Genomic DNA, 17,646 nt, shown 5'->3' with positions numbered 1-17,646 from the left:
CGTCGCCTCTCAGGCGCCGCCGGCGCGATAGCCCACGCCGCGGACGGTCACGACGATCGCCGGGTTCTCCGGATCGTGCTCGATCTTCGAGCGCAGCCGCTGCACGTGGACGTTGACCAGGCGGGTGTCGGCGCTGTGGCGGTAGCCCCAGACGTCGCGCAGGAGCACGTCGCGGGTGAACACCTGCCAGGGCTTGCGGGCGAGCTGGGCGAGCAGGTCGAACTCGAGCGGGGTCAGCGCGATCAGCTCGCCGTCCCGGCGCACCTCGTGACCGTCGACGTCGATGACGAGGTCGCCGATGGTGAGGTGCTCGGTGGTCGGCGCCTCGACCCGGCGCACGCGGGCCTTGATGCGCGCGACCAGCTCGTCCGGCTCGAAGGGCTTGGTCAGGTAGTCGTCGGCCCCCGCCTCGAGCCCCTCGACCACGTCGGCCGTGTCGGAGCGGGCGGTGAGCATGATGATCGGGACGCCGGAGTCCCGGCGCAGGCGGCGGCAGACCTCGATGCCGTCCATGCCCGGCAGCATCAGGTCCAGGAGGACCAGATCGGGGCGGAGGCGGGGGAAGGTCTCGAGGGCAGAGGCTCCATCCGGGGAGGTGGCGACCTCGAAGCCCTTGCCGCGCAGCACGATGCCGACCATCTCGGCGATCGCCTGGTCGTCATCGACAACGAGGATCCGTGAAGGCGACGTCATAGGGCTCATTGTGCCATTTCCGCCCGCTGCCGGGGGGAAGGCGCCCAGAGAGGGGGATGGACCACCGGATCGACGGGATCGACGTTCGTCGGATCGGTCCGTGCCCGCCGGGTCCGTAGGTTGGGATCCGCACGGACCGCTTCGCACCAGAGAGGAGCACGCATCCCATGAGCACCGGATGGACAGCACCCGGATCGACGGCGCCCGACCGGGGTCCCGCCGAGGGCGACGACGCCGCGGGCATGCCCGGCGGAGGCCCGGAACCGCTCGGATCCGGCCCGGCCGCGCCGGGTCTCGGCGCCGCCCCGGTCGCCGGCGGGACCGCGCGCGAGCTCGACACCGTCCAGCCGCTCTTCCCCCTGCGCCCGCTGGGGCTCGGCGAGATCCTCGGCGCCGCCGTGCGGATCTACCGGCTGCGCGCCCGCCCGGCGCTCGTGCTCTCCGCCGCGGTCTACGGCATCGCCTACGTGCTGATCACCATCACCACGGGCGTCGGCATGCTCCCCCTGATCGGCGAGATGCAGTCGGTGATGGCGGATACCACCAGCACGTCGACCTCCGCGACCTTCGGGGGCCTCGGCGAGATCCTCTCCACTGTCGGCTCCACCGTCGTCACCTCGATCATCACGCTCGTGGCCGCCTCCGTCGTCACGGTGCCCCTGACGCGGCTCGCGATCGACGCCGCGACCGCGGGCCGCGGCGAGGACGGGGCGCTCTGGCCGACGACCCGCCGCTTCGCCCTGCCCGCCGTGGCGGTCTCGCTGATCGTCGCCGTCCTGACCGCGGTCGCCTTCGTCGTCCCCACGGCGCTCGGCGCGCTCCCGCTGCTCATCGTGCGCGAGGCCGGGATCGGGACCGTGGGAGGGCTGCTCGTCGGCCTCCTCCTCGGCGTCCTCGCGTCGGTCTGGGTGTGGGCCCGCCTGCTGCTCGCGGTGCCCTCCCTCGCCGTCGAGGGCACCGGCGTCCTCGGGGCGGTCCGGCGCTCGTTCGCGCTGACGGCCGGACGGCGACAGTGGCGCGTGCTCGGCATCGGCGTCCTCTCGTACATCCTCTACTACCTGGCCAGCCAGGTGGTCGCCGGGGTGTTCGGCACCGTCGGCGCCGTCGTCTACTTCGCGATCCTGCTCGCGACCTCCTTCGAGGCCGTCGTCCTCGGCGTCACCGTCCTGACGGTCGTCTCGATGATCGGCGCCTATCTCGCGACCTTCCTGCTCACCCCGTTCTACGCCTCCGCCGTCGCCGCCCTCTACGCCGACATCCGCATGCGCCACGAGGCCTGGGACGTGGAGCTCGTCCGCGCCGACCGCGCGCATCGCGCCGGCGCGATGGCGGTCGCCGGCGGCTCCGGCGGCGCCGCCGGGCAGGTCGGCTCCCGCTCCGGTGGCCTGCTCGCCGACGGTCCGTCCTCCGGCCGCGACGCCGGGGGCCTCCGATGATCCTCGCCGGCCCCGCCCTCGAGCCCGACGAGGCCCGCGCCCGGGTGCTCGAGGAGCTCGCCAAGGGCGAGTACGCCGGGTCCGACGGGTTCGTGGCGTGGCTGCTCTCGAGCATCGAGGACTGGATCGACGGCCTGCTCGAGGGCGTCCACGGATCCAGCGCCCTCGGCACCGGCGTCGCGCTCCTCGGCGCCGTCCTCCTGGTCGTGGTCCTCGTCCTCGTCATCCGACGATCGGGCCTCATCCGGCGGGGCGCCGTGCTCGGCGTCGACGCGCGCCTCGGCGCCGATGCGCGCCTGAGCGGGAAGGAGCTGCGCGACCGGTCCCGCGCCGCGATCGACGACGGGCTGCTCGACGACGGCACCGTCCTGGCGCTGCGCGCGCTCGTGCGGGACCTCGAGGAGCGCACCCTGCTCGACGCGACCACCGGGATGACGGCGCACGAGGCCGCGCGCGAGGCCGGCGCCGCCTTCCCCGATCTCCGGGCGCGGCTCCTGCGCGCCGCCGACGCCTTCGACATGGCCGCCTACTCCCATCGCAGCGTCCGCCGCAAGCAGGCCGACGACCTCCTGCGCCTCGCCGAGTACGTCGCCGAGGCGGCGCCCGACCTCTCCGCTCCGGAGCAGGATCTCCTCGAGGCCGCCCCGTGAGCGCTCCCACCGGGGCCCCCTCGGCCCCCGCAGCCCCCGCAGCCCCCGCGACTGTCGACAGCCCCGTCGGCGATCCCTCCGGCGATCGCGCCGACGGCACCGCTCGCAGCGCCGCCCGTCCGCCGCGCCGGCATCCCGGTCTCATGGCGCTCGTGGTCCTCGCGGTGCTCGCCGCGGTGCTCGCCGGCGTCGCCCGCGGCTACTACCGCGATGGCCTGCTCGAGGTCGACGCCCCCACGCCGCAGGGATCGCGCGCGGTCGTGACCGTCCTCGAGGACCTCGACGTCGACGTGGAGGTCGCCCGGCGCACCTCCGATGCCGCCGAGGACCTCCGCGAGGGCCGCACCGTCGTCGTGACCTCGACCGCCGCCCTCGATCTCGCGCAGCTCGATCTCCTCGAGGAGGCGCTCTCCGAGGGAGAGGGCCGCCTGGTGCTCGTGCGTCCCGACACCATCGCCCTCGGGTACCTGGCGCCGGACATCAGTCCCGCCGGAGCGCTCGAGGACGAGACGACGCTGACCGCCGAGAGCTGCGGCGGCCTCGACCACGGCGCCCGCACGCTGCAGGTGCTGGGCACGGACGGCGCGGGCGGGGCCTCGCGCCTGTACCGCACCGCCGGAGATGCCGAGGGATGCTTCGGCCCTGCCGGGGATGCCGATGGACGCAGCCTCGTCGCCCGCGAGGGCTCCATCCTCGTCCTCGGCTCGCCGGACCTGCTCACCAACGAGGGCATCGGTCGCGCGGACAACGCCGCGCTCGCCCTGAACGCCCTCGGGGCGGACGAGACGGATGGCGCGGACAGTGCAGCGCGTGCAGTGACCTGGTACCTGCCCTCCGCGGCCGATCCCCTGGCGGCGGCCTCGTCGAGCCTGTTCACGCATCTCCCCCGCTGGATCGCCCCGGTCGCGCTGTGGGTGATCGTCATCGCCGTGATCGCGCTGGTCGCCGTCGGCCGACGCGACGGCCCCGTCGTCGTCGAGCCGCTCCCGGTGACCGTTCGTCCGCAGGAGATCGTGCTCGGGCGCGCCCGGCTGCTCCAGCAGGCCGATGCGCGCGACGCCGCCGCGGCCTCGCTGCGCTCCGCGACCTCCAGCCGCCTGGCCTCCCGCCTGGGGCTGCGCCGCGAGGACTCCCTCGATGCGCTGATCGCCGCGATCGGCGATCTGAGCGTCCCCGAGGGGGTCACACCCCGCACCCCGCAGAGCCTCCGCGACCTGCTGGGCCCGACCCCCGTCCCCACCGACCAGGATCTCGTCGACCTGGCCGCTCGCCTCGACGACCTCGAGAAGGAGATCGACCGATGACCCACCTCCCCGACGCCTCCGCCTCCCCGGCGGCGCAGCCCGGAGCGCAGCCCTCCGCCCAGTCCACCGATTCAGAGCCCGCGCCCCGGCCCGACGGCACCGCCCGCGACCGCCTCCAGGGCCTCGCCGCCGAGGTCCACAAGGGGGTCGTCGGCCAGGACGCCGCCGTCACCAGCCTCGTCGTCGCGCTGCTGTGCCGCGGGCACGTGCTGCTCGAGGGCGTGCCCGGGGTCGCCAAGACGCTGCTCGTGCGCTCCCTCGCGGCCGCGCTGGACGTGCGCATGCGCCGTGTCCAGTTCACCCCGGACATGATGCCCGGCGACATCACGGGCTCCCTGATCTACGACAGCACGACCTCCGATCTCGTCTTCCGCGAGGGCCCGGTCTTCACGAACCTGCTGCTCGCGGACGAGATCAACCGGACGCCCCCGAAGACCCAGTCGGCGCTCCTGGAGGCGATGGAGGAGCGGCAGGTCACCGTCGACGGCGTCGGCCGGCCCCTGCCGGACCCGTTCCTCGTGGTGGCGACCCAGAACCCCATCGAGTTCGACGGCACCTACGCGCTGCCCGAGGCGCAGCTGGACCGCTTCCTCCTCAAGGCCGTCATGCCGCTGCCGGAGCGCGATGTCGAGATCGACGTGCTGCGCCGCCACGCCGACGGCTTCGACACCACCGACCTCTCCGCCATGGGCCTGCGCCCCGTCGTCGACGTCGCCTCCCTCCACCGGGCGCAGCAGGACGTCGCCCGCGTCGCCGCCGAGGACCCGGTCGTCCAGTACGTCGTCGACGTGTGCCGCGCGACGCGCCGCTCCCCCAGCCTCTCCCTGGGCGTCTCCCCCCGCGGTGCGATCGCCCTGCTGCGCACCGCCCGCGCCTGGGCGTACCTCTCCGGCCGCGACTTCATCACCCCCGACGACGTCAAGACGATGGCCCCGGCCACGCTCTCCCACCGCGTGCGCCTGACCACCGAGGCCGAGCTCGAGGGCACGCAGGTCGAGGCGGTCCTCGCCGCGACGCTCGCCTCCGTGGCCGTCCCCCGTTGAGCGAGCACCGATGAGGATCTCCCCGACCCCGAGGGCCGCGCTCGCGGCCCTCGTCGGGCTGCCCGTCGTGGTGCTGTGGCCGCACTGGTGGACGCTCCTCGCGCTCGTCGTCGCCTGGGCGGCGATCGTGCTGGGCGATGCCCTCGCCGCCCCGTCGCCGCGAGCGCTGACGGTGCGGCGCCAGGCGCCCGGGCAGGTGCGCCTGGGATCGGACGCCGCGGGCCGGCTCCTGATCGCGAACCCCGCCTCGCGCGCCGCGGACCTCGAGATCCGCGATGCCTGGAATCCGACCGCCGGTCTCGACGCGCAGCGCCACCGGCTGCGGGTCCCCGGTCGCGAGCGGCGCGCGATCGAGCAGTCCTTCACCCCGACCCGTCGCGGCGAGCACACGTCCCGGGCCCTCGTCATCGGCTCCCGCGGACCGCTGGGCCTCGGCCGACGCAGCGCCGCCGTCGACGCCCCCGGCCGGCTCCTCGCGCTGCATCCGTTCGGCTCCCGGCGGCACCTCCCCTCCCGCGTCCAGCGGCTGCGGGAGATCGAGGGGCTCTCCGCCCTCCATCAGCGGGGCGCCGGCACCGAGTTCGACTCCCTGCGGGACTTCGTCGACGGCGATGACGTGCGCTCGATCGACTGGCGCGCCACCGCCCGCCGCCGCAGCGTCGTCGTGCGGACCTGGCGGCCCGAGCGGGACCGCCACGTCCTCATCGTCGTGGACACCTCCCGCGTCTCCGCCGCGCGCATCGGCGGGGGCACCCGCCTCGACGCCGCGTTCGACGCCTCCCTGCTCCTGACCGCCCTCGCCCGTCAGGCCGGGGACCGCGTGGACCTGCTGTGCCTGGACCGGATCCCCCATGCCTCCGTCACCGGGTCCAGCCGGACGACGGTCCTGCACGACATGGTCGCCGCGACCTCGCCCGTCCACCCGGCCCTCGTGGAGACCGACTGGGAGCGCGCCGCGTCGACGATCGCGCAGCGCGCCGGCCGGGGCTCGCTCATCGTGCTCCTCACCCCTGTGGAGGCGTCGGTGCTGCACACGGGCCTGCTGCCGGTCGTCGCCCGGCTCGCGAAGGACCATCCGCTGGTGCTGGCCTCGGTCTCCGATCCGGCCCTCGACGAGCTCGCCGCCGATCGCGGCGACATCGAGGCCGTGTACCGGGCGGCCGCGGCGGAGGGCGCACGGCTCGAGCGCGCCGGCGTCTCCCTGGCCGTCGAGCGCGTCGGCGCGCATGTCGTCGATGCACCGCCCGACCGTGCGCCGCAGGCCCTCGCCGACGCCTACCTGGCGCTCAAGGCCGCGGGACGTCTGTGAGCCGGTTCCCGGCCCGGCCCAGCGCGTGCTCGCGCAGGGCGATGTCGCCGCGCAGATGCGCCGCCGCCGCGACCTGCAGCGGCAGCGACCGTCGCAGGCGGACCGCGCGATCCAGCAGCGCCGCCGGCAGGTCCCGCGCGAGATCTCCGCGCGGGTAGAACGCCAGCAGCGGGGCCACGTCGACGGCAGGATCCGCCCAGGCGGCGTGATCGACGTCGATGATCCAGGGCGGCCCGCTCGGCCCGCAGGAATCGTCGGCCCCGTCCTTCGGGTCTCCGACGAGCGCGTCCCGCAGGATGTTGTGCGGGCCCAGGTCCCCGTGCACGAGGGTCGCCTCCTCCGCGCCCGGCCCGGTCTCGTCGCGCCGCACGTCCGCGGCGGCGTCGAGCGCGCGGCGCCGCAGCTCCGGATCTCGCGCGGTGATCTCCTCGAGGATCCGCGGCCAGGCCTCGCCGCCGCACCATGTGCGCACCGGCGGCAGGGCGTCGGCCAGTCCGGGGTGCGCGATCGCGGCGTCGCGCCAGCGCTCGAGGATCTCGAGCAGCAGGCTCCGATCCGCCGCCCAGCTGCGGGCGCGCATGCCGCGGCCGGGGGCGTGCTCCCAGCGTCCGGCGGACCAGCCCTCTCCGTGGACCGCCGTCCCCTGCGGCGCGGGCACGCGCAGGCCGACGTCGGCGAGCAGGCCTGCGACGCGCAGCTCGCGGTCGACGGCCGTCCGGTGCCCGGCGCCGTCGCGCAGCCGCACGACGGTCGTGCCGGGGATGACCAGCACCCGATGGAAGGCTCCGTGCGCGGGCTCCGCGCGCTCCCAGGGCAGAGCGGGCCAGGCGCGGCGGAGGGCGGAGAGCACCTCCGGCGCCGGCTCCTCGCGCGTGCTCACCATGATCGGAGTATAGGACCCCGTCCGTCGGCCGAACCTGCGGCCGGCGCGGCGCCTCCCCTGGCCGGCACGGCGGCCCCTCAGCCGGCGACGGCCACGGCGTCGCCCACGAGCTCCTCCGAGAGGTCCCCGCTGATGCCCTCCCGGACGGCCTGGCGCCCGCGGCCCAGCATGTAGACGAGGAACGCGATCCAGACCGCGGCGCCGATGGCGATGCGGACGCCCGCAGGGAGCGCGCTGGGCGTCACGAAGCCTTCGACGAGTCCCGAGACCAGCAGCACGGGCACGAGCCCGATCGCGACGGTGACCAGCGCGCGCGCCGCCCGCGCGAGCGACCACAGCCGGGGCAGCGCGCCCGGGCGGACCCATGCCCAGAACACGCGCAGGCCGGCGCCCGCGCCGACGCAGATCGCGGTCAGCTCCAGCAGACCGTGCGGGAGGATGAACACGAAGAAGGTGCCGAGCCCGCCGTGGGCGCCCATCACCCCGGCGCTCATGCCGACGTTGAGCCCGTTCTGGAGGAGCATCACGACGGGCCAGAAGCCGGTCGCGCCGAGCACGACGGCCTGCACCGCGATCCAGGCGTTGTTGGTCCAGACCTGCGCGGCGAAGCCCGAGGCGTCCCCCTGGAAGTAGTAGGCGACGAAGTCCTCCTCGACGAGCGCCTTCTGCTGCTCGGGGGTCGCGACGAGGTCGCGGGCGGTGCCGTCGAGGCCGAAGTACAGGCCGGAGACGAGCGCCGATCCCAGCATCAGGACCGCGGAGAGGGCGACCGCCCCGCGCGCCCGGTAGAGCGCGGCGGGCAGATCGTCCCAGAGGAAGCGCCGCGCGTGGCTCCACAGCGGCACGCGGGTGCCCGTGATCCGCAGCCGGGCCCGGTGCACGAGCAGCGACAGCCGGGCCGTGAGCGCGGGGTCGGGGACGGTCGAGCGCACGGTCGACAGATGCGTCGCGGTCTCCTGGTAGAGGGCGATGAGCTCGTCGATCTCGGACGCGGCGAGCCGGCGCCGACGGGTCAGCTCCCGCAGGCGCTCCCAATCCCCCCGGTGCACGGCGATGAAGGCGTCGATGTCCACCGTCCCAGCGTAGGCGCGGGCCCGTGCGAGGGCCCCCGACTTCCGTCGGGGCCGCGCCCCCACGGAAGCAGACGCTCGGCGCTGACGGAGCCCTTGCGAGCCTGCGAGGATGGCTCGCATGTCCGCCCTCTCCGGCACTGCGTCCCCCGGCACCGCATCCCTCAGCTCCGCATCCCCCGGCCCCGCCGGAGCCGCGTCCCCGTACGCCGCCCCCGGCCCGCTCTCCGCGGATCGCGATGCGGTGGTCACCGGGGAGGCCGTGCGGCTGGACCTGCGCTCCGCCTCGTTCGCGGTGCGGATGCTGTCGGCGGCGATCGACGGCGCCGTCCAGCTGCTGATCCTGATCGGCGGTCTCGTCGCGACCGCCTGGCTGTCGGCCCGCGGGCTGGACGACGGGATGGCCTCCGCGCTGGCGGTGCTGGTGTCGGTCGCGGCGTTCGTCGGCTATCCGGTGCTGTGCGAGGTGCTGGGTCGGGGGCGGTCCCTGGGACGCCTCGCCCTGGGGACGCGGGTCGTCCGCGACGACGGCGGTCCCGTGCACGTGCGCCAGAGCCTGCTGCGCGCGGTCATGGCGATGTTCGAGGTCTGGTCGACGGCGGGCGCTCTCGCGCTCGCGCTCTCGGTGCTCGACTCCCGCTCGCGGCGCCTCGGGGACATGCTCGCCGGGACGATGGTGATCCAGGAGCGGATGCGCGACCGCATCCCCGCACCGATCGAGGTCCCGCCCTCGCTGCGCGAGTGGGCGGATGGGGCCGACGTCGGCCGCCTGCCGACGGACCTGGTGCAGGACATCCGCTCGTTCCTGCCGCGGGCCTCGAGCATCAACCCGGTCTCCCGGCGCGTGCTGACGCGGGACCTGGTCCAGCGGACCCTGCCGCATGTGAATCCCGGTCCCCCGCCCGGCAGCGATCTGGAGGAGTTCCTCGGTGCAGTGGTGGCCGAGCGCTCCCGCCGCGACGAGGCGCGTCTGCGGCGGGCGCGGGAGCGGCAGCGGGAGCTCGCGGCCGAGGTCCGCACCGCCCCCTTCCGCGCCTGAACCGGGCGGCCAGAGGACGGCACTGCTGCGGGACGGCGGGGCGGCCCTGTCCGCCGGACCGCCCCGGATTCCGGGGCTGCTCCGGATTCCGGGGCTGCTCCGGCTACTCCGCCTGCCCGGCGACCTGGTCGGCGCGACCGGCGATGAGCACGGGGATCCCGCCCTCCACGGCGTGGAGGCGGTGGCAGCTCATGCACTGCAGGGCGGCGTCGACATCGCGCAGCTCGCCGCCGCAGTCGGGGCAGCGCAGGCGCGCCCGGACCCAGCTCGGCACATCGGCGCCGCTGGCACCGGCGGGCCGCAGACCGTCCTCCGCCGGCTCCGACATCGCTCCCCCGGTCGCCGCAGCGACGCTCTCAGCGGCGGGCGCCTCCTCGCCGGAAGCCTCGCCGGCGGAGGCCTCATCGCCGGGCGCCTCCTCGGCGCGGACGATCGCGAGGATCTCGTCGCGCACGCGCTCGACGGTCCCGGCGGTCTCCGCCTCGACGTTCAGGCGCAGCAGCGGCTCGCTGTTCGAGGAGCGCAGCGACAGCCACCAGTTCTCGGACGACGCCGCGTCCTCGTCAGCACCGACGGCATCGCCAGCGCGGTCGGCATCGGCGGCCGGGCCGGTCCAGTGCACGGCCGTCAGCCCGTCGAGGTCGTCGACCACGGCGCCGGAGGCGAGCACGTGGGCGCGCACCCGCTCGATCGCCGCGCGCGCCGCCTCGGCGCTCGCGGGACGGGTGTTGATCTCCCCGCTCGCGGGATAGGGATCGTGCTCGGCGACGAGCGCCGACAGCGGCTCGTCGGTCTCCTCGAGCGCCGCAAGGACGTGCAGCGCCGCGAGCATGCCGGAGTCGGCGCGGAAGAAGTCGCGGAAGTAGTAGTGGGCGGAGTGCTCGCCGCCGAAGACCGCCTCGTGCTGCGCCATGAGCGCCTTGATCAGCGAGTGGCCCACCGGGGAGCGGAGCGCCTCGCCGCCCGCGGCTTCGACCGCTTCGAACACGTGGCGCGAGGAGACGGCGTTCGCGACGACGACCGGTCGCTCCTCCCCCGCAGCGCGCACCCGGGCGATCTCGCGGGTCGCGATGAGCGCGGTGATCGCCGACGGCGGGACCGGTCGGCCCTGCTCGTCGAGGACCACGCAGCGGTCGGCGTCGCCGTCGAAGGCGAGGCCGATGTCGGCGCCCTCGGCGATGACGGCGTCGCGCAGGTCCTCGAGGTTCTCGGGGATCAGGGGGTTCGCCGGATGGTTCGGGAAGGTGCCGTCGAGCTCGAAGTGCAGGGGCACCAGCGAGATCTCGGCCGTGCGGCCGAGGACCGCGGGGACCGTCAGCCCGGCCATCGCGTTGGCGGCGTCGACGACGACGCGCAGCGGTCGGCGCCCGCTCAGCGGCGCGAGGCGCAGCACCGTGTCGGCATAGTCGGAGAGGGTCTCCAGCGGTGTCCGGCGCCCGCCCGCGACCTCGGGGATCCCGCCGGCGAGGTACCGCTCGGCGCCCTGGCGGATGTCGTCCAGGCCGTCGTCGCGGCTGATCGGCTTCGCCCCCGGCAGGCACAGCTTGAAGCCGTTGTCCTCGGGCGGGTTGTGGCTCGCGGTGATCATCGCGCCGGCCGCGCGGTGCAGGCCCGAGGCGCAGTACAGCTGGTCGGTGGAGGCCAGGCCTGCCTCGGCGACGGTCGCCCCGCGGCGCGCGGCGCCGTCGGCGAAGGCCGCGGCGAGCTCCGGGGAGGACACGCGCATGTCGTGCGCGACGATCAGGGCGCTGTCCTCGAGGACGTCGGCGAAGGCGGCGCCGAAGGCGCGCGCGACCTCCTCGGTCAGCTCGACGCCGGCCACGCCGCGCACATCGATCTTGCTGACGATCCCGCGCAGGTCGATCACGGGCTGCTGTTCCTGGGGCTCACTCATGAGGGGTCCTCACCACGCGGAGATGGCGCTCGACGCCGGATCCCGACGGGCCGGAGCCCGCGCGACCGGGACCCGCCGAGCGCGGGGCGGAGTCGGTCCGGCGCGGCGGGGCGCCGGCGGCGGGCTCGACGGGGGCCGACGGGGCGCGGTGCACGGCGTCGGAGAGTGCCACCAGGTCGTCGCTCGCGGACGAGTCGCCGGCGATGCGCAGGAGCTCCCAGCCCAGCGGCGCCGTCAGCCGCGCGGCATGCATCCGGCAGAGGTCGTAGGTGTGGGGCTCGCTCGTGCGCGACAGCGGGCCCACCACCGCCGTCGAATCCTCGTAGACGAAGGTGAGGGTGCTGACCGCAGGTTGCGAGCAGGCGGTCCGGGAGCATTCACGAGCAGGCACAAGAGGAGTGTACGCAGGTTGCGGGCGGAATGAGGAGGCGGCACGCCTGCCCGGACCGGGGCGCTGACGGAGGGGCGGGCTAGAGTTCGCGTCATGGACCTCGCCCCCCGACCCCGAGACCTCCCCGGTCCGCGACGGGGACCCCGCCGCCGCGACCGTCACGGCCGCGGGCGGCGCTTCGATCTCATCCCCCCGAACCTCCCGGGCTATCGCACCCGCCGCGAGCGCTTCGACGACACCGTCGCCGACATCGCCGCCGACATCGCCGATCGCTTCCCGCGCCGGCTCGCCCATCTGCAGGTGATGGTCGAGGAGGTCCCGGCGACGGATCCGGCGCCCTGGGAGGACTCCTCGGTGGTGCTGGGGCGCGCGCATCCGGCCACCCGCGAGCATCCGGCCAAGATCGTCGTGTACCGGCGTCCGATGCAGACCCGCTGCGCCGACGACGAGGAGCTGGAGGGCCTCGTGCGCCAGGTGCTCGCCGAGCAGATCGGCTCGCTGCTGAACCTCCCGCCCGAGGACGTGGATCCCGAGGCCTGGCCGGGCTGACCGCGCGACCGCGGTCCATGCCCGCGGCCCCGCGACCGCTCAGGGCGCCAGGGAGACCTCGGTGCCTCCGCTGCCGAGGGTCGCGCTCTCGACGGGGATCGAGGAGAGCAGCACGCCGCCGGCGCCGTCGCTGACGCGCTGGGTCCAGGTCGCCGAGACGGCCCCCGCCTCATCGGGGACGATCACCAGGGACGAGGCCCAGGCATCGCCGATCTTCAGGGCGGTGTCCGCCAGGCTGGCCTGCGCGCCCTCCGCGACCTGGACCTCGACGGGCTCCCCGGCGGTGCCGTCGGCCGCGAGCGGGATGACGGTGACCGCGGTCGCCGTGTCGGAGTACAGGCTCAGGGAGCCGAAGGCCCCTCCGGCCGGGAGCGCGCTGACGGCGCTGGTCCCGATCGGAGCGGCGGGAGTCACCAGGGTGAAGTCGACGGGCGATCCGATGGTCTCGCCCTCGAGGTCGGCGCCGGTCCGCTCGCTGCGGGCGACGGCGCGGAGGTCCTCGTCGGCGTCGACGAGGACCGTGCGGACACCGTCCGCGAGGCCGTCCAGCGGCACCTGCACGACGGACTCGGCGGGGACCTCGATGCCGTCGAGGGCGGCCTCGGCGATCTCGCCGTCCTCGTCCGCGACGCGGATCGAGGCCGTGGCATCGGTGCGCCCCGGGTTCTGGAGGGTCACGACGGCCGGGCTGCCGGCGGTCTCGACGCCCGGCAGCACGATCTCGTCGGATGCCGCGCCGAGGGGGCTGAGGATCTCGGCGCCGCCCGGGGTCAGGCCGTCGCGCTCGGTGGTCTGCAGGTGCATCGCCAGCGGCGCCCCCAGCACCGTCACGTCCACGCCGATGACGTCCTCGCCGGGGACGATCGACTCGAGCAGCACCGTCTGCTCCTCGCCGGCGGCGACCACGACCTGGCTGCGACCGGCCATGGACGCGGCTCCGTCCGTCGTCATGACCTGGATCGATGCGGTCGCGGGCCGGGTCGAGGCGTTGCGGAGCACGAGCTCGGCGCTGGATCCCGTCGTCGTGGAGACCCCGAGGAACGACGCCTCCGTCACCGGCGTCCCGCAGCGCGCGACCACGAGCGAGCGGTAGTCGCCGGTGCGGGTGACGGTGGACTGGACGGCGTCGGCGACGGGCCGGGAGCCGTCGGAGGCCGTGGACTCGAGCACGGGCCCCTCGGTGCGGTTGCGCAGCGTGAGCATCCCGAAGCCGACGTCGCCGCTCCCGGCGGTGCCCTCCATGTCCTCGCCGGCGGCGTCGAGGGCGACGATGCCGGGGACGCGGGCTCCGCCGTCCTCGCCGCGGCGGGTCTCGGACACGCTCACGGTGCCGAAGAGCAGCGAGGAGTCGCGCTCGACGGCGACCGCGCTGATGCCGATCCGATCCAGGGGCAGCTCGACCGCGAGCGCGGCATCGGCGGACTGCGAGGTCGCCACGACGTCCTCGGGCACGTCGAGCGGCCCCTCGCACACGGCGGTCGAGGTCCCCGCCTCCGAGGTGACGCTCGCACGCTGAACCGGGGCCGACGGAGCCTCCGGCCCGGTGACGAGGATCCCGACCACGGCGGCCAGCGGCAGCAGCGCGGCGATGGCCAGGAGGGGCTGCAGCGCGCGGGGCCGGTCCCGGGGGCCCCGAGGATCGTCCGGGGCGTCCTCGTGCTCGTGCGCGTTCATGTCAGCCATAGAGGTCCTCCGCACCGCGGCTGCGAGGCCGCCAGGGGATCGCGATGATGCCGGTCGCCGCGACCGCCGCGTAGAGCAGCCCCCGCCACAGCGGGGTGAACGCCTGGTCGCGATGCACCTCGACGTCGCCGGAGACCCCGGCGGGCAGGACGAAGCCCTGCGCCCAGCCGTCCACGAGGACCGGCTCAAGACGGTGCCCGCCGACCTCGGCCCGCCACCCGGAGTCGTAGCGCTCGGAGAGCACGATCGTGCGCTCCGCGGACGAGCTCGAGACGGATCCCGTCGCGCCGACGAGGGAGCTGGCGAGCGGGGTCGCCGTGCCGTCGGCGTCCAGGACGACGGCCCGCTCGCGGGAGTCGATGACGCGCCACATGCCGCCGGCGGAGTTCACGGTGACCTTCTCGAGCCCGGTGGAGGCGTCGAGCGCGGCGACCAGGTCGGTCTGCGCGGAGAGGTCGCCGCCGACGAGGACGTAGGAGACCGCGAGGGTCGCGTCCTCCGCCTCGGCGCCCGAGGAGGAGAGCATGCGCGCGACCGCGGCGCGCACGGCCTCCGAGCCGGCGTCGCCGTCCACGACCTCGCCCGCGGCGACCAGATCGGCCTGGCGGGCGTCGACGATCGCCGCGCGCTGCAGGGCGGTCTCGCCGCCGCCGACGACGATCCGCGCGGTGACGGAGCCGTCGTCGGCCTCGGCCAGCACGAGCACCCTCGACCGGGCGTCGGAGCGGCTCTGATCGGCGGCCGCGGCGGGGATCTCCCCGCTCGTGCTGCGCGAGATCTCGAGGGTGCCGGGCAGCAGCAGCGTCCAGCCCACCACGGTGACCGTGCAGATCGCCGCCGCGACCACGGCGACCGCGGAGGTCAGCAGCCGTCGCGCGCGGTGCATCCCGCCGTCGCGGCGGGCGAGGGCGTCGAAGGACGCGGCGGCGCCGACGCCGAGCGCCAGCAGCACGAGGTCCAGCAGGGCGTGCACGTCCGCGGTGACCGCCTCGTCGCCCGCGACGGCGACGAGTGTGCGGGAGGCGAGGAGCACCCCGATCATCCCCGCGGCCGCGGCCAGCAGCGCGAAGCGGCCGGCGAGGCCCGCGGTGCCGCGCAGGAAGGGGGCGCCCAGCGCGCCGAGCACGACGGGGACGAGCGACAGCGCGGGCACCCAGGCCGCGATCTCGGCGCCGATGTGCGGGGCGAGCAGGGCAGGGAGCCCGGAAGCGCTCGGCCAGAGCATCAGGAGCTCGGCGGTGCTCGCCCCGGAGGGAAGGGAGCGGATGCCGCCGACGGCGAGCAGCGTCTCCGGATGCCCGAGGTACACGGGCAGGAACGGGGCGTGCAGGGCGAGCGAGGGCAGCGGGACCCACAGCAGGCGCGCGCGGCGCCCCGGCACGGCGGGCGCCAGCAGCATCAGCGCGACGATCACGACGAGCACCAGCACCGGCTGCACGGCGCCGATCACCAGCAGCACGAGGCCCGCGGCGGCCGCCGCGGGGACAGAGGCCTGGGAGATCTTGTGCGGGAGCCCGACGGCGCGGCCGACGGCGAGCGCGAGCAGCGGCAGCAGCACGTGCACGAGCAGCAGGGGCCAGGCGCCGGAGGCCAGGGCCGTGATGACCACCGGGGCCAGCGCCCAGGTCACCGTGAGCACGAGGCGGGCGCCGATCGCGCGGGTGATCGCCCCGGCCGCCCACCAGGCGGCGAGCGCGGAGGCGGGGATCGCGGCCATGACCAGGACCTCGATGAGCACGGCGCCGTCGATCGGCAGATGCCCGAGCAGGCGGATCAGGGGGTCCGCGGGACCGCGGTCGCCGAGCCCGCCGGCGATCCAGGTGGACCAGGCCGCCTCGGCGGTGTCCCGCCAGGAGTCCGGGAGCGCCAGCAGCGCCGGGCCGACGATCGTGCCCTGCCCGAAGAGCCCGCGCAGGGCGAGCATGCCCAGAGCCGTCGTCGAGAGCAGCACGACGATCGTCCAGACGATGTGCCGCCCGTAGTCGGCGTCCTCGACGCCATGGCGGGTTCCGGCGACACCCCAGGTCGTGCGGCGGATCCGGCGGGTGCGATCATCGTCGGCGACGAGCCGGGTCCAGGTGTCCTCGAGGGCTCGTCGGATGCTCTCCCCGCGCGGCAGGTACAGGGGTGCGAGGCGTCCGCGCGGCACTCTCGCGCGCGGGCGCGGCCGCAGCCCCCGGCCCATCACGGCGGGGGTCCGGCGCATGGCCGTCGCCCAGGCGCGGGCCTCCATCCCGGCGCGCCGGGGCATGACGGAGGCGAGGGCGCCGACCATCCGCAGCAGGGTCAGCAGCGGCAGCACGGCGATCAGCAGGAGGGAGCCGGCCAGGCGGCGCTGCTTGAGGAGGGCGAGGATCTGCCCGGCGCGCTGGTCCTGGAGGCGCTCCAGGAGGGGGCGTGCCGGCGGCGGGAACACGACCCGGGCCGAGGACTGCACCGCCACGCGCTCGCCCGAGCGCCAGATCCTCCGGCAGAGGTCGATCTCCGCCCAGGGCTCGGGCAGCGCGGGATCCAGGCCCTGGCTGTCGACGAGGGTGCTCGCGCGGATCAGCATGCCGGGCAGGGCGACGGCGAGCACGTCATGGCGCCAGTCGGACTGGCCCTGGTCGATCTCCCCGGGGTCGACGCCGGTGATGATCGTGCCCGAATGGGTCAGGGTGAGCCCCACATCCACGAGGATGTCGGCGTCCTCGGGCGGGAGCGGGCCCGTCTCCCCCGCTTCCCGCGCCCGCTCGATCCGACGCTCGCCGTGGCGCACGCGCTTGGCTCCGACGACGGCGGTGTTCGGGGAGCGCGTGAGGACCTCGAGCTCCCGCTCGAGGGCGTCCTCCGCGGGCAGGGCGCCGTCGACGACGAACCACAGCCACTGCTCGTCCTTCGCGCTGGCCACGCGCCGACCGGCGCGCCGCCGCTTCTCGCGCAGGCGCTCGGGGATGCGCGCGAGGTACTCGGCCTCGAGGATCGCGAGCCGCTCGGCGGCCTCGCGGTCGATCGCCGCGGCGCGGCGGCCGGTGCTGCGGGAGACGCCGTCGCGCTGCGCGAGATCCTGCGCCCCGTCGTCGCCGTCGTCGAAGAGGAGATCCTGGGGATCCTCCTCGGGCTCGGCCCCTTCGCGGCCCCGTCGATCGTCCTCGAGCAGGTCGATGACCTCGCGCACCGCCCCCGAGCGCCCGACGGCGCTCGAGGTGGTGAGCAGATCATCGACCTCTCCGTCGATCGCGGCGGAGCGCAGGCTCCGATCGAGGTCCTCGTCGAGCGTCGCCGGGGCGACGACCAGCACCCGATCAGCGGGTCTGGTCTGCGCCGAGACGGCCGCGAGCGTCGCCTCCTGGGTGGAGCGCGTCGTCGTCCCGTTCAGCAGGACGACGGCGGTGACGTGGCGGTCGCTCAAGAGGACGGGTCAGACGGCCCGGCGCTTGAGCTTGCGGCGTTCGCGCTCGGAGAGCCCGCCCCAGATCCCGAAGCGCTCATCGTTCTGCAGCGCGTACTCCAGGCACTCGGCCCGGACCTCGCAGGACACGCACACCTTCTTCGCCTCGCGGGTGGATCCGCCCTTCTCCGGGAAGAAGGCCTCCGGATCCGTCTGCGCGCACAGGGCGCGCTCCTGCCACGTCAGCTCTTCCTCGAAGTCGCTCCCGGCGAAGTCCAGCAGCGACAGCTCCGCGCGCTCGTCTCCTTCGACGTGCTCCTCGCTCATCTCCA

Annotated in this window: 15 protein-coding genes; 7 read left to right on the top strand and 8 right to left on the bottom strand. The window is 75.2% G+C overall.

The features are described from left to right. Positions 1 to 9 precede the first annotated feature (9 nt). Entirely contained in the window at positions 10 to 702 is a 693-nt protein-coding gene (gene mtrA, locus ACXET9_RS12190) for an MtrAB system response regulator MtrA (RefSeq protein ID WP_457886883.1), read from the bottom strand. A gap of 158 nt (positions 703 to 860) precedes the next feature. On the opposite strand from mtrA, the gene ACXET9_RS12185 reads away from it, so the two are divergent. The 5 genes from ACXET9_RS12185 to ACXET9_RS12165 are packed head-to-tail and all read left to right on the top strand — an operon-like array spanning position 861 to position 6,435. Then, positions 861 to 2,129: a glycerophosphoryl diester phosphodiesterase membrane domain-containing protein gene (locus ACXET9_RS12185; protein WP_457886882.1), complete on the top strand. Its 1,269-nt coding sequence runs from the start codon at positions 861 to 863 to the stop codon at positions 2,127 to 2,129. Then, positions 2,126 to 2,779 carry a DUF4129 domain-containing protein gene (locus ACXET9_RS12180; RefSeq protein WP_457886881.1) on the top strand — a complete coding sequence of 218 codons (654 nt, stop codon included), beginning with the start codon at positions 2,126 to 2,128 and terminating at the stop codon, positions 2,777 to 2,779. The genes ACXET9_RS12185 and ACXET9_RS12180 overlap by 4 nt, the downstream gene beginning before the upstream one ends. Further along, entirely contained in the window at positions 2,776 to 4,083 is a 1,308-nt protein-coding gene (locus ACXET9_RS12175) for a DUF4350 domain-containing protein (RefSeq protein WP_457886880.1), read from the top strand. The genes ACXET9_RS12180 and ACXET9_RS12175 overlap by 4 nt, the downstream gene beginning before the upstream one ends. Next, positions 4,080 to 5,126, top strand: coding sequence for an AAA family ATPase (locus tag ACXET9_RS12170; protein ID WP_457886879.1), 1,047 nt, complete (start codon positions 4,080 to 4,082; stop codon positions 5,124 to 5,126). The genes ACXET9_RS12175 and ACXET9_RS12170 overlap by 4 nt, the downstream gene beginning before the upstream one ends. Before the next feature lie 10 nt (positions 5,127 to 5,136). Further along, a complete protein-coding gene (locus tag ACXET9_RS12165) occupies positions 5,137 to 6,435 on the top strand; it encodes a DUF58 domain-containing protein (protein WP_457886878.1) in 1,299 nt (432 codons plus the stop codon). On the opposite strand, the gene ACXET9_RS12160 is transcribed toward ACXET9_RS12165, so the two are convergent. Continuing rightward, a complete protein-coding gene (locus tag ACXET9_RS12160; protein WP_457886877.1) occupies positions 6,413 to 7,318 on the bottom strand; it encodes a phosphotransferase family protein in 906 nt (301 codons plus the stop codon). The genes ACXET9_RS12165 and ACXET9_RS12160 overlap by 23 nt on opposite strands. A 77-nt stretch (positions 7,319 to 7,395) precedes the next feature. Further along, positions 7,396 to 8,391, bottom strand: a complete 996-nt coding sequence (locus ACXET9_RS12155; RefSeq protein WP_457886876.1) for a stage II sporulation protein M — start codon at positions 8,389 to 8,391, stop codon at positions 7,396 to 7,398. Positions 8,392 to 8,509: 118 nt separating this feature from the next. Between ACXET9_RS12155 and ACXET9_RS12150 the strand changes: the two genes are divergently transcribed. Next, positions 8,510 to 9,427 (top strand): RDD family protein, encoded by a 918-nt coding sequence (locus ACXET9_RS12150; protein WP_457886874.1) that lies wholly within the window; start codon positions 8,510 to 8,512, stop codon positions 9,425 to 9,427. Positions 9,428 to 9,530: 103 nt separating this feature from the next. Here ACXET9_RS12150 and ACXET9_RS12145 read toward each other — a convergent pair whose 3' ends face one another. After that, positions 9,531 to 11,321 (bottom strand): phosphomannomutase/phosphoglucomutase, encoded by a 1,791-nt coding sequence (locus ACXET9_RS12145; protein WP_457886873.1) that lies wholly within the window; start codon positions 11,319 to 11,321, stop codon positions 9,531 to 9,533. Then, positions 11,314 to 11,712, bottom strand: coding sequence for a DUF3499 domain-containing protein (locus ACXET9_RS12140; protein ID WP_457886871.1), 399 nt, complete (start codon positions 11,710 to 11,712; stop codon positions 11,314 to 11,316). Before ACXET9_RS12140 ends, ACXET9_RS12145 begins: the two co-directional genes overlap by 8 nt. A gap of 93 nt (positions 11,713 to 11,805) precedes the next feature. Between ACXET9_RS12140 and ACXET9_RS12135 the strand changes: the two genes are divergently transcribed. Further along, positions 11,806 to 12,261, top strand: a complete 456-nt coding sequence (locus tag ACXET9_RS12135; protein WP_457886870.1) for a metallopeptidase family protein — start codon at positions 11,806 to 11,808, stop codon at positions 12,259 to 12,261. 39 nt (positions 12,262 to 12,300) lie between these two features. Here ACXET9_RS12135 and ACXET9_RS12130 read toward each other — a convergent pair whose 3' ends face one another. From ACXET9_RS12130 to ACXET9_RS12120, 3 genes are read right to left on the bottom strand one after another with little or no spacing between them, the layout of a single operon-like run. Continuing rightward, positions 12,301 to 13,944, bottom strand: a complete 1,644-nt coding sequence (locus tag ACXET9_RS12130; protein WP_457886869.1) for a DUF5719 family protein — start codon at positions 13,942 to 13,944, stop codon at positions 12,301 to 12,303. Beyond that, complete coding sequence (locus tag ACXET9_RS12125; protein WP_457886868.1) at positions 13,937 to 17,335, bottom strand: hypothetical protein; 3,399 nt, start codon at positions 17,333 to 17,335, stop codon at positions 13,937 to 13,939. The genes ACXET9_RS12130 and ACXET9_RS12125 overlap by 8 nt, the downstream gene beginning before the upstream one ends. 9 nt (positions 17,336 to 17,344) lie before the next feature. Beyond that, on the bottom strand, positions 17,345 to 17,641 hold the full coding sequence (locus ACXET9_RS12120) for a WhiB family transcriptional regulator (protein WP_457886867.1): 297 nt from the start codon (positions 17,639 to 17,641) through the stop codon (positions 17,345 to 17,347). Between the last annotated feature and the right edge of the window lie 5 nt (positions 17,642 to 17,646).

It is taken from the genome of Brachybacterium netajii (SeqCode) (assembly GCF_054114245.1).
The sequence above is the reverse complement of the archived record's forward strand: the minus strand, read 5'-3'. Positions and strand labels throughout refer to the sequence as shown.

Bases quoted from the DNA above. Each gene is read 5' to 3' on its own strand.
- mtrA (WP_457886883.1), bottom strand. From the start codon at position 702: ATGAGCCCTATGACGTCGCCTTCACGGATCCTCGTTGTCGATGACGAC.
- ACXET9_RS12185 (WP_457886882.1), top strand. From the start codon at position 861: ATGAGCACCGGATGGACAGCACCCGGATCGACGGCGCCCGACCGGGGT.
- ACXET9_RS12180 (WP_457886881.1), top strand. From the start codon at position 2,126: ATGATCCTCGCCGGCCCCGCCCTCGAGCCCGACGAGGCCCGCGCCCGG.
- ACXET9_RS12170 (WP_457886879.1), top strand. From the start codon at position 4,080: ATGACCCACCTCCCCGACGCCTCCGCCTCCCCGGCGGCGCAGCCCGGA.
- ACXET9_RS12165 (WP_457886878.1), top strand. From the start codon at position 5,137: ATGAGGATCTCCCCGACCCCGAGGGCCGCGCTCGCGGCCCTCGTCGGG.
- ACXET9_RS12160 (WP_457886877.1), bottom strand. From the start codon at position 7,318: ATGGTGAGCACGCGCGAGGAGCCGGCGCCGGAGGTGCTCTCCGCCCTC.
- ACXET9_RS12150 (WP_457886874.1), top strand. From the start codon at position 8,510: ATGTCCGCCCTCTCCGGCACTGCGTCCCCCGGCACCGCATCCCTCAGC.
- ACXET9_RS12145 (WP_457886873.1), bottom strand. From the start codon at position 11,321: ATGAGTGAGCCCCAGGAACAGCAGCCCGTGATCGACCTGCGCGGGATC.
- ACXET9_RS12135 (WP_457886870.1), top strand. From the start codon at position 11,806: ATGGACCTCGCCCCCCGACCCCGAGACCTCCCCGGTCCGCGACGGGGA.
- ACXET9_RS12130 (WP_457886869.1), bottom strand. From the start codon at position 13,944: ATGGCTGACATGAACGCGCACGAGCACGAGGACGCCCCGGACGATCCT.
- ACXET9_RS12120 (WP_457886867.1), bottom strand. From the start codon at position 17,641: ATGAGCGAGGAGCACGTCGAAGGAGACGAGCGCGCGGAGCTGTCGCTG.